Here is a 17,121-nt window from a genome sequence, read left to right as displayed (position 1 = left end):
CATCCTTCCGACACCATTCATATTACCGATTCCTTATTTATCAGCAATGGTGCATAAGCGAATTTCTATATAATTATTTGAGTGATAAATGTACGTGTCTTTTTAATTCAATTGGTTACGACGTTAGGGTGACTAATTTTGTCATCAAATATCGATATTTACTCACTGCCTTGTGAGAGATCTCGCACAAGGCCGCGAGTAAAAAGGGAGGATTATTCCCTACTGACCAATGGCTGCACCTTCACGACGAGGGTCTGCAGCGCCTTCTAAACCATCTTTTGTGATGCGAATCGCGTGTAAACCAGAGTTAAGATCGCGAACGTTGACCTCAAATCCCATCTTTTCTAGCTCAGGTTTGAAGTTTTCCGCTGATGTTCCTTTTTCTAAATCTAAGGTACCGAAGCGGTTTAGGAAGTGTGGTTGATTGATGGCTTGCTGAATATCCATGTCCCATTGGGTATGAGCAATGATCGCTTGTGCCACATAACCTATGATACGGCTGCCACCGGGAGAGCCAATCGCTATGTAAGGTTTATCGTCTTGCATGATGATGGTCGGTGCCATTGAAGAGCGCGGACGCTTACCCGGTTCAAGTCGGTTGGCGATAGGCTTACCATCGTTATGGGTCTTGAATGAGAAATCTGTCAGTTCGTTGTTGAGTAGGAAACCTCTCACCATCAAACGTGAGCCAAAGGCATTCTCAATGGTGGTGGTCATCGAAACGACATTGCCATCGCTATCAACAATATTGAAGTGGCTGGTGGACGGCAATTCAATAGAAACATCTTGGCTTTGCAGCATTGCATGATCCCACGGTGGCGTGCCCGATGGTGCGCTTTCTAATGCCTTGCCTGCGGTAATTAACTGAGCACGTTCCTGCAAATAGTCAGTATTGACTAACCCTTGGGTTGGCATTGGCACGTAATCTTGATCGGCCATATACATACTACGGTCTGCAAAGGCTAGGCGAGAAGCGTCTGCTAACACTTGCCAAGATTTCGCGTCGTTTGGCCCCCATGATTTGAGGTCAAATTGCTCAGTCATTGCAAGGATTTGTCCGACCGTTAACGCACCAGAGCTTGGTGGCCCCATTCCGCAAATATCGTAGCTTTCATAAGCAGAACAAACCGGTTCGCGTTGTTTAATTGAATAAGCGTCGAAGTCTTTCTGTGCTAATACGCCCGGGTTACCTTTCGCGGTTTGCACGGTATTGATGATGTCGGTAGAGATCTCACCTTGGTAAAAGGCCTTAGCACCGTTCTTAGAAATAGCGTTTAACGTTGCCGCGTATTCTGGGTTCTTAAGTTGAGTACCCGCTGTTTTCGGGCTGCCATCGGCATTGAAGAAGTAGGCTTTAGTTGTCGCAAATCGGCTTAGTCGCTCTTGGTCATTTTCAATCAAGGTAGCTAAACGTGGACTAATAGTGAAACCTTCTTCAGCTAGCTGAAGAAGGTTTAATCAGTGATGCCCACTCTAATTTTCCGTACTTCTGGTGAGTGTCCCACAGCAATTGCACCGTGCCCGGTGTCGCAACTGAGCGACCACCAACCACTGCATCGTAAAACTTAAGCGGTTGTCCGTTTTCGTCTTGGAATAGACGTGGTGTGGCATCAAGTGGTGCAGTTTCACGACCATCGTAGGTTTTGAGTTGCTTGTCCTTGCCATCAAAATAAACAAGGAACGCACCACCACCAATACCTGATGACTGAGGTTCTACTAAGCCAAGCATAAGCTGCACGGCAACCATGGCATCAATGGCGTTACCACCACGAGCAAGCACATCAGCACCAGCTTGTGTCGCTAATGGGTTGGCCGCAGTGACCATCCAGTCATTGGCTTTGACGAGTTGTTTGGTTTCTAAACCACTACTTTGTTCGGGTGCGACGGAATCGGCAGCTTGATTTGCCCAACTGACGTGAGAGGCAAAAAGTAGGGTAAAAGTGGCGAGGGTTGTTAGTTTTGTTTTCCACTGCATGATCTTCTCCTTTTAATATGCAGAGCTAGATTGGCAGTGGAAAGATGAGATAGCCAGAGTGTTGTTAACGAATTGTAATCTTGATTCGAATTTAAGCGATTAAACCGGATAGCGACTGCCAAAGAATACTCACGCCAATAAGGCTGAATACCACTCCACATAAGCCATCGATGTATACCGTTGCTTCGCTGAGTTTCTTTTGCAATGCTTTAGTCGAAAGCATCCAAGCCAGTAGTGAGAACCAAAACAGAGACAGACCAAATAGGATGATAAGCGCAAAGCCTTTACCTGACAGAGACATGTCGGCAGGCACTAGGCTCGACATCAAGCTGATAAAGAACACCAAAGCCTTTGGGTTGAGAATATTGGTCGCAAACCCTTTCGAAAATGCCTGACGCTTATTGGTCAGAATCAGATCGTTGGAATTGACGGTATCGGCATCATCATCGTGGTTCTGAATGATTTGCCAGGTTGCTTTAAGTGCTCCGTAACCTAAGTACAGTAAGTAGCTACCGCCGGCTAGTTGGATAATGGCAAATAATGTGGGTTGTTGGTGGACTAGGTAACTGATTCCCGTCAGGCTCAGCAATGAGTGCAGCAAGATCCCGCAAGATAAACCAAGCGCAATGTACAAGCCTGTCTGGCGTCCGTGACGCGTCGCATTTTGCACGACTAACGCAAAATCAGGGCCGGGGCTCATCAAAGCGATGAAGTGGATAGAGGCTAGGGTGATCAGTATGGTGACTTCGTTCATCGTCAGTTCTCAATAACGTTGCCGCTATTATTAAATAAGTAATCGTATTGAGCGTAGCTTACCGTGATTTGAAATCGAGCAATTGTAAATTATCAACACTTAGTTGATTTGTGAGGGTGGTACACCGAACGTGGTTTTGAAAGCCTTAGAGAAGTGTGCTTGGTCATAGAAGCCTACTTGGTGCGCGACCTTGGTACCACATATCCCAGACTTAATCAGACGCATGCTTTGTTCCATACGTAAACGGCTCAGCCATGCATAAGGCGTAATGCCCATTCTGTTTTTAAAATGGCGTTGGAATTGAGTCGTGGTTAAACCACACAACTCAGACAATTGTTCTAATCGCACTGGTTGATCCAAGTTCGCCATCAAGTAGTCTTTTAGCGTATCAATCGATTGATTACCCAGTTTGATGTCACTCTTCGATCCAAATTTCGCATAACGATCGACAATCGTCGAGAACCCTTCGAAAGGTAAGCAATCTTGAGCGAGCTGGCTGATGTTTTGATGGATTAATAGGCCGTGTAAGTTGCGCAATTGTGAAAATGCAGCTTGATCGGAGAGGATCAACTCAGAAAAGCCTAATGTGTGACCATTTTGCTTGGGATCGGCAAGATCTTGAAACCATTGGGGAGACACGGCAAACACACTGACTTGATAACCCGAATCGAGTTTGGAGTGCCCATCATGCAGCTCATCGGGTGGCATGATAACAACTTGGCCAGCACCAACATTATGGCTCGTCCCTTTATAGACGAATTTCTGCTGTCCTTGGGTAATTAAGCCAATGTGAAAGTCCAAATGATAGTGGCGCTGAAAGGCAAACTCTTGGTACTGAGCTTGGATCAGGCTGATATCTTCTGTTGGGGTAGAGTAGTAGTGGACTTTATCCATGGTACAAAAAAGCTTGGTTAAATAGTCATCAATTCAACCAAGCTTATCTTCGTATTAAGGGATTGTCTTGTAAAAAACGATCAGTGTTACTGCTTAGCGCGTTTGTTCTTTTTGTTGTTACGCAGGCCATCAAAGCTGAAAATAACCAGTGCTCCCCATATGAAAGCAAAGGTGATCGCTTTATCTGAGGTAAAGGCTTCGCCGTAGATCAGAACCGCCAGTAAGAACATCAAGCTTGGACCGATGTACTGGAAGAAACCTAGTGTTGATAGCTTCAAGCGAGTTGCAGCGCCAGTAAAACACAGCAATGGAACCGTGGTGATCACTCCGGCAGCAACCAGTAACAGGTTGAGTTGCATCGGGTTCATCGATAAGTTTGAGGTCGGGCTATCGGCAATAAACAGTAAGTAGGTTGCGGCGATAGGCAGCATCACCAGCGTCTCAATGAATAAGCCAGTTTGAGCTTCCAAGCTAACCTTTTTACGTAACAAGCCATAGAAACCAAAGCTGAAGGCTAGGGCAATGGCAACGATCGGCACAGAGCCAAACGCGATCAATTGAATTATCACGCCAATCGCAGCCAGAGCAACCGCAAACCATTGAAGTTTACGTAAGCGTTCGCCAAGGAAGAACATCCCGAGCAACACGTTAATCAGCGGATTGATGTAATAGCCTAAGCTGGCATCGAGCATGTGATTGGAATTCACCGCCCAAATAAAAATAAGCCAGTTGGCGCCCACTAAAATCGAAGTGGCGACTAAATAGAGCATTTTTGGTTTAGAGGTGAGGGTGTCTCGAACCTTACGCCAGCCACGACTCATGTGCAGTAGAAAAGCGAGTAGGAAAAAAGACCATACTACACGGTGGCTAAGAATCTCAAATGGGGATACTTCACTTAAAGATTTGAAATATATGGGAGCGATTCCCCACATGGTGTAAGCGGCAACGGCAAGCAAAATTCCCTGTCGCGTACGTTGTTGGTCGTCTTGTGTCATGTAACTTTCTCTAGCACTGAGTGCTTATTAATAAGATTTATAAAGAGAGTTGGTCAGTATAGGAGCGTTAACCCTTTTCACCTAACAATTTGCGGTTTAATTCGCCAGCGTTCCCCTCTACAATGTGCGCCTTGCTTGCCAATGCTGCACGCTGACTTTATACCTTGATTAGGAACCACAATGACCGCCACTCTGATTGCTGAGCAAACACCAACTCCCGCGAATGATGCGCAAGATATCTTACAAGATGTCTTTGGTTATCAAAGCTTTCGTGATGGTCAGCAAGAGGTCATAGACCTAGCCGTTGAAGGCAAAGACAGCTTGGTCATTATGCCAACCGGTGGTGGTAAATCTCTGTGTTACCAGATCCCGGCTTTAGTGCGTGATGGACTGACTTTGGTTATCTCACCGCTCATTTCATTGATGAAAGACCAAGTTGACCAATTGAAAGCCAATGGCGTGGCGGCTGAGTGCATAAACTCATCGATGCCACGCGATCAACTGTTGAGCGTGTTCAACCGCATGAACTCAGGCCAATTGAAGATGGTTTATGCTTCACCAGAGCGTGTGTTGATGCGTGACTTCATCGAGCGCTTACAAGGCTTACCGCTTTCGATGATTGCGGTGGATGAAGCACACTGTATCTCTCAGTGGGGACACGATTTCCGCCCTGAGTATGCTTTGCTAGGCCAGCTTAAACAGTATTTCCCGCATGTGCCTTATATGGCGTTGACAGCAACCGCTGACGATGCGACGCGCAAAGATATTATCTCGCGTTTGCAGCTGGTGGAGCCGCACACTTACTTAGGCAGCTTCGATCGCCCTAATATTCGCTACAACCTAGTTGAGAAGCACAAGCCCGTGTCACAGGTGGTTCGCTACCTTGAAACACAGAAAGGCAATTGCGGCATCATCTATTGTGGTAGCCGTAAGAAAGTGGAAATGGTGACCGAGAAGCTGTGCAATAACGGTATTCGCGCTGCGGGTTATCATGCAGGCATGGACACCGACGAACGCGCTTACGTTCAAGAAGCTTTCCAACGTGATGATATTCAGATTGTGGTCGCGACCGTGGCCTTCGGTATGGGCATCAATAAACCCAATGTACGCTTTGTGGTGCACTTTGATATCCCACGCAACATCGAATCTTACTATCAAGAGACAGGCCGTGCAGGTCGTGATGGCTTGCCTGCTGAAGCGATGATGTTGTTTGACCCTGCTGATATGGGTTGGCTGCGTCGTATGCTGGATGAGAAAGAAGAAGGCCCGCAAAAACAAGTTGAGATGCACAAGCTGAACGCGATGAGTGCCTTTGCCGAAGCGCAAACATGTCGTCGTCAGGTTCTGTTGAACTATTTTGGCGAATATCGCGAGAAGCAATGTGGCAACTGCGATATCTGCTTAGACCCACCAAAGCACTTTGATGCGACCCAAGAGGCGCAGAAAGCGTTGTCTTGTGTGTACCGCGTTAATCAGTCGTTTGGTATGGGCTATGTGGTTGAAGTGATGCGCGGTATGCAGAACATCCGTGTACGCGATAATGGTCACGACAAGCTTTCTACTTACGGTATCGGCCGCGACCATAGCCATGATTACTGGATCAGTATCTTCCGTCAGTTGATTCACAAAGGCTTGTTGTTTCAGAACATCACTCGTAATTCGACATTACAGTTAACAGAAGAAGCTCGACCGCTACTGCGTGGTGAGATGTCTTTGGAGTTGGCTGTACCTCGTTTAGATACCGCAGTGCGTAATGCTAAGTCCGATAAACTAAGCAGCAAGAATTACGATAAGAAGCTGTTTGCCAAACTGCGTAAGCTGCGTAAGTCGATCGCTGATGAAGATGGCTTGCCACCATACGTGGTATTCAGTGATGCGACGCTGATTGATATGGCCGAAATCCTACCCACATCTTATGGCGAGATGCTGGCAGTCAATGGCGTTGGTCAGCGTAAACTCGATAAGTACGCAGACCCATTCTTAGATTTGATTCAAGAGCACATCACCACACACGGCTAGTTTGCAAGAAACGGCTAGTTTATAAAAACGATGGACTCATAGAAAAAGAATAAGGTTGATATGGACATGACAACACCAACAGAATTTGGCTTAAGAGAGTATTTGGCTGAGGAAGGGCGTTTATTGATTACGTCTCCAAGTTTTGATTTTGATTCTTACGAAGTATTAGGTGAAAAGCTGGTGGCGTTACTGTCAGCGTCTGTTATTGAAAAGCAATGGGACGCCGATGTGCACTCTTGGTTGATCGATTTTGAAGATTGTCGAATGTTTTTAAAGTCTGAACATTACAGTGAATCAATCTGGTTTGAGTCGTTAAACGCTGAAGAAAGCCGAGAAGAATTCGATTATCTCGCGACGCTTTTTAAGCGCGGTTTCTAACTTTTTGCATGGCTTTTAAAACTTGGCTTCTAACGTCATTCATCAATAAAAGTGAGGATAAACGTTTGCGTTTGTTCTCACCGTTGCAGCCAATATTGATTAATGTATAATCGCCCGCCGCTCAATAGAGCAAATTATAGAAACATTTTTAATTCACATTATTGGTAAGAGCTTTCTTGGTTTATTCGAAGAAATGACTCGATTTGGGTTCCCTCACCCCCAAACCAAACTAAAAAGGTACAGCATGAGTAACTTTACCCCTGCGCAACAGCGCAAAGCCCTAGCACTATTAGTTTTGTTCCATTTGATCATTATTGCATCAAGCAACTATTTGGTTCAGCTACCTTTTACCGTCTTCGGTATGCACACCACTTGGGGTGCTTTCACTTTCCCGTTTATCTTTCTAGCGACAGACCTGACCGTACGTATTTTTGGCGCGCAGCTTGCTCGTAAAATCATTTTCTTAGTGATGTTACCAGCGCTGGCCGTTTCTTATTTATTGTCTGTGGTGTTCTTTGAAGGTTCATTCCAAGGCTTTAGCCAACTAGGCGAGTTCAACTTGTTTGTTGCACGCATCGCAGCGGCAAGCTTCATGGCTTATTTGCTTGGTCAGATCTTGGATGTGCATGTGTTCAACCGCTTACGCCAAATGAAGCAATGGTGGGTTGCGCCAACGTGTTCAACGTTATTCGGTAATGCCATTGATACCATCGCGTTCTTTGCGATTGCTTTCTACCAAAGCCCAGATCCATTCATGGCTGAGCACTGGACTGAAATTGCGTTGGTCGACTACGGATTCAAGCTTATCATCAGCTTAGGTTTGTTTGTTCCAATGTACGGTGTACTTCTAAATTACGTGGTTAAGAAGTTAACCGCTGTGAACCCTGACTTTAAAGCAACGGGCGTTAACGCTTAAGTTTAGATTTGTAACGCAAAGCATTAATGCAGCGATGAGAAAAAGCCCAAGTTAGTAGACTAACTTGGGCTTTTTTAATTTCTAGCGTCAGATACTAATATCAGAGGCATTCAATATTCAATGGCCAGCCAATATCGGTTTGTCTATTCGACTCGATCTCTAGCTCAGCAGCGGTCAGCGGGTTGTCTGCTAGCCATTGCTTAGAAAGCGTCAAGGTCAGATTGTTGTCATCCGTCGTCAGCTTGAACTCAGGCTCAAGCGCTGGATTACGACGGTGAGTCAACAAAATAGCTAAACGCAGAATTCGTAAAATTCGCTTGCTGCTGGTACCTGAGATTGCATGTTGCTCAGGCAATGAAGTTAACTGTTCGCGGTAGCGACGTGTTAACTCACCCAAGCAGTGCTTTTGCGCTCGAGTAAAGCCAGGTAGGTCTAAGTTCTGCAGTAGGTAAGCACTGTGCTCGCCGCCTTTTTTGAAATCGATTGTTAAACCAATCTCATGAAGCTTCGCCGCTGTTTGTAATAGCACACCTGCTTGAGGTTCAGAAACCCACGTTTCGGCGCCCGCTTGCTCTAATAGAGTCTGTGCGACTACAGCAACTTGTTCACTGTAGCTTACGTCCATTTGGTAGCGTGATTGCACGCTCTTAATGGTACGAGCGCGAATATCTTCTTGGCGAAACTCATCAACCATCTCGTAGGCGAGACCTTCACGGAGTGCGCCGCCAGCGAGTGTCATTGAATCAATTTCAAGCAGCTCAAAAATCGCGATAAGAATAGAAAGACCACTTGGGAACACTAGTGCGCGCTCAAGGGTTAAGCCTTCAATCTCAAGCTCTTCTAAGCGCTCTGTAATCATCGCTTGTTTTTGTAGACGCTTGAGTTTGGCGTGAGTAATGACTTCATCCATGCCTTGCGCCAACATGATTTCTTGCAGTGCTTGAACGGTACCACTGGCACCAACACACACATCCCATCCGATATCAGTGTAGCTATCTAGGATAGGAGCCAACGTAGACTTAGCCGCTTCAATGGCATTGTTGAAGTTGGTTGCGGTTAATTGGCGATCTTTAAAGTGGCGTTCAAGCCAAGTAACACAACCCATCTTTAGGCTGGTTAAGGCTTTGGCTGAGAAACCTTCACCGATGATCATCTCGGTACTTGCACCACCAATATCAACCACTAGTCGGCGGCCGCTGCCACCAGAAGTGTGTGCTACGCCTTTATAGATAGTCGCAGCTTCTTCTTCACCAGAGATAACATTGATGTCGTAACCAAGGATCTGGTTCGCTTTCTCGAGAAATATATCCACATTGATAGCGGTACGTAGTGTCGCTGTACCAACAATGCGGATATTTTCTTTCGGAATATCTTGCAGTCGCTCTGCAAAGAGACTCAAACAGTCCCAACCGCGCTGCATGGCTTCAGAACTAAGCGCATTATTTTCATCTAAGCCTGCAGCTAAACGAACTTTGCGCTTAATTTTAGCCATGGTTTGTACGCTGCCATCGATATGACGCACAACGAGCATATGAAAACTGTTCGACCCTAGGTCGATTGCAGCATAAAGCGGTGGTGACACTGTTTGGCTCATAAGCGACTAAGCTTCCTTGTTATGGCGCGGTTGGCGTGGGCGACGGTTCTGGTTTGGTTTACGGTTACCGTTGCGTGGGCCATTGTTGTTTGAGCGGCGTTGTTGCGGGTTACGTGTACGTAAGCGCATCGGTGCTGGCAGATCTTCCAGTAGTGCAGAAGCATCGTAGTCAGACATTGGGATAGCGTGTTCAATGTATTCTTCGATTGGTGGCAAGTTGATTGCGTAATCTTCACAAGCAAAGCTGATCGAGTGACCGCTTTCACCTGCACGACCTGTACGGCCGATACGGTGAACGTAATCTTCACAATCGTCAGGTAGGTCAAAATTGAATACGTGTGTTACTTGAGGGATGTGTAGGCCACGTGCTGCAACATCCGTTGCGACAAGCAGGTCAACATCACCTTTAGTGAATTGCTCAAGAATCTTTTCACGTTTCTTCTGAGGAACATCACCCGTTAGCAAACCAACACGGTGACCATCGGCAGCCAAGTGGCCCCAAACTGATTCACATTTGTGCTTAGTGTTAGCGAAGATGATTGCGCGATCTGGCCACTCTTCTTCGATTAACGTTTGTAGAAGAGCCATTTTGTGTTCGTTAGAAGGGTAGAAAAGCTCTTCTTGAATACGGTGACCAGTCTTACGTTCAGGTTCAACAACAACATGCTCTGGGTTGTGCATGTGTTCGAATGCAAGTTCTTGTACGCGGTAAGACAGTGTCGCAGAGAACAGCATGTTCAGGCGATCTTTAGGTTCTGGCATACGACGGAACAAGAAGCGGATGTCTTTGATGAAACCAAGATCGAACATGCGATCAGCTTCGTCAAGAACAACGGCTTGAATGTGGTTAAGGTTAAATACCTTTTGTTTGTAGAAATCGATGATGCGACCAGTCGTACCAATTAAGATATCTGCGCCTTCTTCGATCTTACCTAGCTGCTTGTCGTAGCTCTCGCCACCGTAAGCTAATGCTGCCTTGATACCTGTGCTTGCAACCAGAGAGTCAGCATCGTTGTAGATCTGAATCGCGAGTTCACGCGTTGGTGCCATAATAATCGCACGTGGCTGGTTAGGCTTACGGCCTTCATGCTCAGGTGTTTTTAGCAGGTGATTAAAAGTAGCAGTAAGAAACGCAAGCGTTTTACCAGTACCCGTTTGGGCCTGGCCTGCAATGTCTTGGCCGGTGAGCAGTACCGGGAGCGCCAAGGCTTGGATAGGGGTACAATAGTCGAACCCTTTTTTCTCCAATCCTTCAATGACTTGCGGAAGTAAATCCAAGTCGGCGAACTTTTGCTCTGTGATATGCGTCTTTTTCATTGCTATAGAATATCAGCTTAAGCTTGCAATACGAAAGTAAATACATTCCAATAGGGCATCTATTTACTGGTTATCATCCAACCAGTTCTAAAAAATACATTGGAGTGGAAGATGAGTGATAAGATTTTGCAGCTAACTGATGACGGTTTTGATAACGATGTAATCAACGCTGCAGGCCCTGTTCTTGTTGATTTTTGGGCAGAATGGTGTGGTCCATGTAAAATGATTGCGCCGATTCTTGATGAAATCGCAAACGAGTACGAAGGTCAGCTCACAATCGGTAAATTAAATATCGACCAAAATGCTGGAACTCCACCAAAATTTGGTATTCGTGGCATTCCAACGCTGCTTCTTTTCAAAGATGGCGGCGTAGCAGCAACTAAAGTTGGTGCATTGTCTAAAACTCAACTTAAAGAGTTCCTAGACGCTAACCTTTAATTAGGTGAGCCTTTGAAAAGAAACCGCGCAGTTAACAAATGCGTGGTTTTGTTTTTTCTAAGCTATGGACTAGTCTTAGTTTTAGTGCTAATTTATCGCACGTTAATTGAACAAATTCTCTTCTTGGTCGAGCCTGTGACCAAATCCTTCTTAACTTAAGAAAACAGACCCTATTTTGACTAAACAAACTTCCACCACTATGAATCTTACTGAACTGAAGAACAGACCTGTGTCTGAACTTGTTAAACTTAGCGAAAGCCTAGGTCTTGAAAATCAAGCTCGCTTAAGAAAACAAGACATTATCTTCTCCATCCTTAAAGCACACGCAAAAAGTGGTGAGGACATCTTTGGTGATGGTGTTCTAGAAATTCTTCAAGACGGTTTTGGCTTCCTACGTAGCGCAGACAGCTCATACCTTGCTGGTCCTGATGATATTTATGTATCACCGAGCCAGATTCGTCGTTTTAACCTTCGTACAGGTGACTCTATTGGCGGTAAAATCCGTCCACCTAAAGATGGCGAACGTTACTTTGCTCTGCTTAAAGTAAATACGGTTAACTACGATAAACCAGATAACGCTCGTAACAAGATTCTTTTCGAAAACCTTACTCCTCTTCACGCCAACGAACGTATGGTGATGGAAGCGGGTAATGGTGCAACTGAAGATATCACAGCTCGTATTCTTGACCTTGCTTCTCCAATCGGCAAAGGTCAGCGTGGTCTGATTGTTGCTCCGCCAAAAGCGGGTAAGACAATGCTTCTGCAAAATATTGCTCAAAGCATTGCCCGTAACCATCCTGAGTGTGAACTAATGGTTCTACTTATCGATGAGCGTCCAGAAGAAGTAACAGAAATGCAGCGCCTAGTTAAAGGCGAAGTAATCGCATCGACGTTTGATGAACCAGCATCTCGCCACGTACAAGTAGCAGAAATGGTAATCGAGAAGGCGAAGCGTCTTGTTGAACACAAGAAAGACGTGGTTATCCTACTGGATTCAATTACTCGTCTAGCTCGTGCTTACAACACTGTGATTCCTTCATCAGGTAAAGTTCTTACTGGTGGTGTTGATGCGAATGCTCTACATCGTCCAAAGCGTTTCTTCGGTGCGGCACGTAACGTAGAAGAAGGCGGTAGCTTAACTATCATCGCAACAGCACTGGTTGATACTGGTTCTAAGATGGATGAAGTTATCTACGAAGAATTCAAAGGTACAGGTAACATGGAACTGCACCTTAACCGTAAGATTGCTGAAAAACGCGTATTCCCAGCGATTGATTTCAACCGATCTGGTACTCGTCGTGAAGAGCTTCTTACCAAGAACGATGAACTACAGAAGATGTGGATTCTGCGTAAGATTGTTCACCCAATGGGCGAAATCGATGCGATGGAATTCCTTATCGACAAGCTAGCAATGACTAAAACGAACGATGAGTTCTTTGACGCTATGCGTCGTCAGTAGTATTGATTAGCTTATAGTTATTAAAAAGCGCTGCCTTCGGGTGGCGCTTTTTATTTGCATTTTGTAGCGACAGCTTGCAGAATGGGCAAAAGTGTTACGAGGAAGTTAAAATGCAACATGGACTGTTGTCATCATTACTCCTGTCTACTTCACTGTTACTTTCACCGGTTGGTATGAGTTATGCCACCGAGATGTCTCCACTTACAGTAGAGTCTTGGCTTGAGAATGATCAAGTAAAACTGAAAACTGCTGAATTACTCGAGCTTGTCGTGCGTGACGAAGTCAATTCGCTACGCTTTTCGCTTGAGCGTCTGACATTTCCCCAGCAAGAGGTGGCTCGTTACCGGCTCTTGAAGAAGATCGAACAGCAAGAGATCGTTCTCACCCCTAAGATGTCTATTTTCATAGAACAGCAACTCGCTATCACGCCGACCTACCAAGTATTAGAGCGTGGGGATGGCTACGAGTTTACGGTACCTGCTTTTAATTACCCTTCGATTGCTAATCGACTGATCAAGCAATGGCACCAAGACCAGAAGACACTGGTGTTTGTACTGGATGCAGAAAAGCGGGAACTTAACCTTAATGAGTGGTTGTCAGGGCCTGAGCATCAAGTTCAAACGCGAGAAGCACTATTAATTCGAGAGCTAGACAGTTTGTCTCCTGAAGCGGTTGACTATCTGACTAAGCAACTCACCGCATCTTCTATTGTTAGCTGGTTACCCTCTACCGAGGTGGTAGTTCGATTAGCGCAAGTGAGCGAAGACCCTGAGGTCTATAAGATTCTATGGCGAATGAAGGCCGATTATCATAGCCAAGCAGAGTTAGAGCGACTTGCTAAAACTAAACAAACGTTCGCGTTGGAACAGGTAATGGCAGCGACTAAGAATCCTCGTTTGAAAGATGAAGCGATTACTTTGCTTACCAAGGTGAACCCGCTATCAGAAGAGGTGAAGCAGTTCCTTGTCTCTAGGATGGCGATTGCCGATGAAGCGCCATTAGTCGCCCGTGAATTAGCCAAACAAGGTCACACGCTCTGGTTGCAAGATCTTGTGAATGATAACCCTCAGGTGAAGAGCTCTTTGATCGAGCAAGCATTACCGTAAAGTGGATTTTGCCTCTCAATAACCACACTAAAAAGGGGGATCTCAGCGTCACCCTTTTTGATATACTGAGCGCAGAATAATCAGCATGTAGAAGCCCTATGAGTTTTAAAGATTTACGTGATTTTGTCGACCATCTTGAAAGCATTGGTCAGTTGAAACGCATTTCTCACCCTGTCGACCCAGACTATGAAATGACCGAGATTAGCGACCGTACTCTACGTGCTGGTGGCCCGGCTCTTTTATTTGAAAATCCCGTAGGCTATGACATGCCTGTTTTGACCAATCTATTCGGTACACCTGATCGGGTAGCCATTGGTATGGGGCGTCAAGAGGTCAAAGAGTTACGCGAAGTAGGTAAGTTGCTTGCTTACTTAAAAGAACCCGAGCCACCAAAAGGCTTTAAAGACGCTATCGATAAGCTGCCTGTGTTTAAGCAGGTCTTAAATATGCCAGCTAAGCGTCTTCGTAAGGCGGCCTGTCAACAAATCGTATGGCAGGGTGATGACGTCGACCTAGATAAAATTCCGGTGATGAGCTGTTGGGCGGACGATGTCGCGCCGTTGCTAACGTGGGGTTTAACGGTTACTCGTGGTCCAAACAAGAAACGCCAAAACTTAGGTATCTATCGTCAACAGAAGATCGGCAAGAATAAAATCATCATGCGTTGGTTGGCCCACCGTGGTGGAGCGCTTGATCTACGTGATTGGATGGAAACCAACCCAGGCAAGCCATTCCCTGTCTCGGTAGCGTTTGGTGCCGATCCTGCCACGATTCTTGGTGCCGTTACGCCAGTGCCGGATACCTTATCGGAATACGCGTTTGCCGGCTTGTTGCGTGGCAGTAAAACTGAGGTCGTTAAATCAATCAGTAACGACCTAGAAGTGCCAGCGAGTGCTGAAATCGTAATGGAAGGTTACATCGACCCGAATGAGTTCGCAGACGAAGGGCCGTACGGAGACCATACTGGTTACTACAACGAGAAAGAAAAGCATCATGTGTTTACTATTACTCATGTAACCATGCGAGAGAATCCGATCTATCACAGTACCTATACTGGCCGTCCACCTGATGAGCCCGCGGTATTAGGTGTTGCGTTAAATGAAGTGTTTGTTCCTATTCTTCAAAAGCAATTCCCAGAGATAGAAGACTTCTACTTGCCACCTGAAGGTTGTTCGTACCGAATGGCGGTCGTGACCATGAAGAAGCAATACCCAGGTCACGCTAAGCGAGTGATGATGGGTGTATGGTCTTTCCTACGCCAATTCATGTACACAAAATTTGTCTTGGTATGCGATGAGGATGTTAACGCGCGTGATTGGTCTCAAGTGACTGCTGCTATGTGTGAACATATGGATCCGTCTCGTGATAGCCTGATGATAGAGAACACACCTATCGATTCACTAGACTTTGCATCGCCAGTGGTAGGTTTAGGCTCAAAAATGGGTTTAGACATTACTAAGAAGTGGGATGCGGAGCTGGCACTATCACCTGATGCTAAATCTTTACCTATAGATAGTCAGCATATTGAAGGTTGCCTAGCTGAGATAACCGAAGCCTTCCCTGAAATTATTGATATTCACTTACAGAATGACAATGCGTGCATGGTCGTTGTGTCTATCGATAAGCAAGCTGCAGGTAACGGTAAAAAAATCATTGAAGCGGTTTGGTCTCAGTTCGATGAGAACAAGTTTGTCATCGTATGTGATAGTGACGTTAACGTCAGTGACTGGAATGACATTATCTGGGCGGTGACTACAAGAATGGATCCGGCAAGAGATACGTTTTTCCTGAAAAACCAAACTGGACACTCAAAAATGGGTCTAGATGCGACAAACAAGTTTGAAGGTGAATGCCTGCGTGAGTGGGGTGTTCCAATCACTAAGAACCCAGACGTCGTTAAAAAGATTGATAGCATTTGGGAACAACTAGGAATCTCATGAGCTTCCAAGTAACCTTATACCCAGAAAATATCAGTTTTACCGTAGAAAAAGGGCAAACGGTTTTGGATGCTGCGCTCAACAGCAATATCAATTTTCCAAACCGTTGCCAAGTTGGTGCATGCGCTATGTGCATGTGCAAAAAATTAGAAGGCCAAGTGAGTTACCACCTTGAACCCATGCTCACAGAGAAAGAGCAGCTACAAGGTTGGATTTTTGCTTGCCAAGCATTTGCAGAAAGTAATTTAGTTCTAACCTTTGCCGATTAAGGGTTAGTGAGAGGAAGAACATGACTATTAAATGTAAAGTGAAATCTATCGAGCCTTTAGCTTGTAACACTTACCAAATCCTACTTCACCCAGAGACACCGGTCGCTTTTAAAGCGGGCCAATACTTGATGGTTGAAATGGGTGAAAAAGACAAGCGTCCATTTTCGATTGCAAGCAGCCCTTGTCGTCATGAAGGCGAGCTTGAGTTACACATTGGTGCCGCTGAGCACAATGCTTACGCTTCAGAAGTTGTTGAGGCAATGAAGAAAGCGCAAGCTGAAGATGGCGACATAGCTATTGATGCTCCGCACGGTGATGCGTGGGTTAAAGAAGAAAGCGATCGTCCTCTGTTACTAATTGCTGGTGGTACTGGCTTTAGCTACGTGCGCTCTATTCTCGATCACTGCATCGCGCAGAACAGTAAAAAAGAGATTCATCTATACTGGGGCGCAAAAGATGAGTGCCAACTGTATGCGAAAGAAGAGCTTGTCGACATTGCAGCAAAACACAGCAATGTACATTTTGTACCAGTAGTAGAAGAAGCACCTGAAGTTTGGCACGGTCAAACGGGTAATGTACTTGAAGCAATCACGCAAAGTTTCGAATCATTAGCTGATTTTGATATCTACATTGCGGGTCGTTTCGAAATGGCAGGTGCTGCAAGAGACTTGTTTACTCAGAATAAAGAAGCAAAGCGTGACCATATGTACGCAGATGCTTACGCGTTTATCTAAGAATTCTTTTAGATTTAGAGCAAAAAGAGAGCAGAAATGCTCTCTTTTTTCCGTTTAGGTGAACTATTAGGCACTTAAGCTCTATTTATTCATTTTTCATGAAAAAGTAGTTGCTAAGCTGAGAGGGTCCCCTATAATGCGACACCACTGAGACGGCAGACGCCACAAGGCTTCAGCAAGAATCAGTCAGGCGGAAAGCGACAAAAATTAATTTTCAAAAAGTGTTTGACACTGAATGTTAATTCGCTAGAATGGCCGTCCACTTCGAGAGGCTCCTTACTTAAAAGGAACGCTCAACAAGTGAAGCTCTTTAACAATTTAAACCTATCAATCTGT

14 protein-coding genes and 1 pseudogene are annotated in these 17,121 nt (G+C 45.5%); 9 read left to right on the top strand and 6 right to left on the bottom strand.

The window, feature by feature from the left end; all coding sequences use genetic code 11:
• Positions 1-219: 219 nt before the first annotated feature.
• The 4 genes and pseudogenes from ggt to rarD all read right to left on the bottom strand — a co-directional run bounded on the left by ggt (position 220) and on the right by rarD (position 4,618).
• Positions 220-1,975 (bottom strand): annotated as a pseudogene (gene ggt, locus ACED28_RS18560) (gamma-glutamyltransferase).
• A gap of 91 nt (positions 1,976-2,066) precedes the next feature.
• Positions 2,067-2,729, bottom strand: coding sequence for a LysE family translocator (locus ACED28_RS18555; RefSeq protein ID WP_004736644.1), 663 nt, complete (start codon positions 2,727-2,729; stop codon positions 2,067-2,069).
• 99 nt (positions 2,730-2,828) lie between these two features.
• Positions 2,829-3,623: an AraC family transcriptional regulator gene (locus ACED28_RS18550; protein ID WP_017081539.1), complete on the bottom strand. Its 795-nt coding sequence runs from the start codon at positions 3,621-3,623 to the stop codon at positions 2,829-2,831.
• A gap of 86 nt (positions 3,624-3,709) precedes the next feature.
• Positions 3,710-4,618: an EamA family transporter RarD gene (gene rarD, locus ACED28_RS18545; protein ID WP_371710438.1), complete on the bottom strand. Its 909-nt coding sequence runs from the start codon at positions 4,616-4,618 to the stop codon at positions 3,710-3,712.
• Positions 4,619-4,798: 180 nt separating this feature from the next.
• On the opposite strand from rarD, the gene recQ reads away from it, so the two are divergent.
• From recQ to ACED28_RS18530, 3 genes are all read left to right on the top strand, one after another.
• The gene (recQ, locus tag ACED28_RS18540; RefSeq protein WP_009848191.1) at positions 4,799-6,637 is read left to right on the top strand and encodes an ATP-dependent DNA helicase RecQ; all 1,839 of its coding nucleotides are present in this window, start codon (positions 4,799-4,801) and stop codon (positions 6,635-6,637) included.
• A 66-nt stretch (positions 6,638-6,703) separates the two neighbouring features.
• Positions 6,704-7,015, top strand: coding sequence for a DUF3630 family protein (locus tag ACED28_RS18535; protein WP_371710437.1), 312 nt, complete (start codon positions 6,704-6,706; stop codon positions 7,013-7,015).
• A gap of 244 nt (positions 7,016-7,259) precedes the next feature.
• The gene (locus ACED28_RS18530) at positions 7,260-7,931 is read left to right on the top strand and encodes a 7-cyano-7-deazaguanine/7-aminomethyl-7-deazaguanine transporter (protein WP_009848193.1); all 672 of its coding nucleotides are present in this window, start codon (positions 7,260-7,262) and stop codon (positions 7,929-7,931) included.
• Positions 7,932-8,031: 100 nt separating this feature from the next.
• On the opposite strand, the gene gppA is transcribed toward ACED28_RS18530, so the two are convergent.
• Entirely contained in the window at positions 8,032-9,525 is a 1,494-nt protein-coding gene (gppA, locus tag ACED28_RS18525; protein WP_371710436.1) for a guanosine-5'-triphosphate,3'-diphosphate diphosphatase, read from the bottom strand.
• Positions 9,526-9,531: 6 nt separating this feature from the next.
• The gene (gene rhlB / locus ACED28_RS18520) at positions 9,532-10,842 is read right to left on the bottom strand and encodes an ATP-dependent RNA helicase RhlB (RefSeq protein WP_009848195.1); all 1,311 of its coding nucleotides are present in this window, start codon (positions 10,840-10,842) and stop codon (positions 9,532-9,534) included.
• 111 nt (positions 10,843-10,953) lie between these two features.
• Here rhlB and trxA point away from each other — a divergent pair, with 111 nt between their 5' ends.
• The 6 genes from trxA to fre all read left to right on the top strand — a co-directional run bounded on the left by trxA (position 10,954) and on the right by fre (position 16,785).
• Positions 10,954-11,280 carry a thioredoxin TrxA gene (gene trxA, locus ACED28_RS18515; protein ID WP_009848196.1) on the top strand — a complete coding sequence of 109 codons (327 nt, stop codon included), beginning with the start codon at positions 10,954-10,956 and terminating at the stop codon, positions 11,278-11,280.
• 199 nt (positions 11,281-11,479) lie between these two features.
• Positions 11,480-12,739 (top strand): transcription termination factor Rho, encoded by a 1,260-nt coding sequence (gene rho, locus ACED28_RS18510; RefSeq protein WP_009848197.1) that lies wholly within the window; start codon positions 11,480-11,482, stop codon positions 12,737-12,739.
• 110 nt (positions 12,740-12,849) lie between these two features.
• Positions 12,850-13,845 (top strand): hypothetical protein, encoded by a 996-nt coding sequence (locus tag ACED28_RS18505; RefSeq protein WP_102249493.1) that lies wholly within the window; start codon positions 12,850-12,852, stop codon positions 13,843-13,845.
• Between the two features lie 98 nt (positions 13,846-13,943).
• Entirely contained in the window at positions 13,944-15,785 is a 1,842-nt protein-coding gene (gene ubiD, locus ACED28_RS18500) for a 4-hydroxy-3-polyprenylbenzoate decarboxylase (protein WP_135383123.1), read from the top strand.
• Positions 15,782-16,051, top strand: coding sequence for a 2Fe-2S iron-sulfur cluster-binding protein (locus tag ACED28_RS18495; RefSeq protein ID WP_029222977.1), 270 nt, complete (start codon positions 15,782-15,784; stop codon positions 16,049-16,051). Before ubiD ends, ACED28_RS18495 begins: the two co-directional genes overlap by 4 nt.
• A 20-nt stretch (positions 16,052-16,071) precedes the next feature.
• Complete coding sequence (gene fre, locus ACED28_RS18490) at positions 16,072-16,785, top strand: NAD(P)H-flavin reductase (RefSeq protein WP_009848201.1); 714 nt, start codon at positions 16,072-16,074, stop codon at positions 16,783-16,785.
• The last annotated feature ends 336 nt before the right edge of the window (positions 16,786-17,121 follow it).

This window comes from Vibrio sp. 1F253, from assembly GCF_041439295.1.
In the GTDB taxonomy this organism is placed as follows: domain Bacteria; phylum Pseudomonadota; class Gammaproteobacteria; order Enterobacterales; family Vibrionaceae; genus Vibrio; species Vibrio tasmaniensis_A.
Note: the sequence above shows the minus strand (reverse complement) of the source record. Positions and strands in the feature narration are given on the sequence as shown.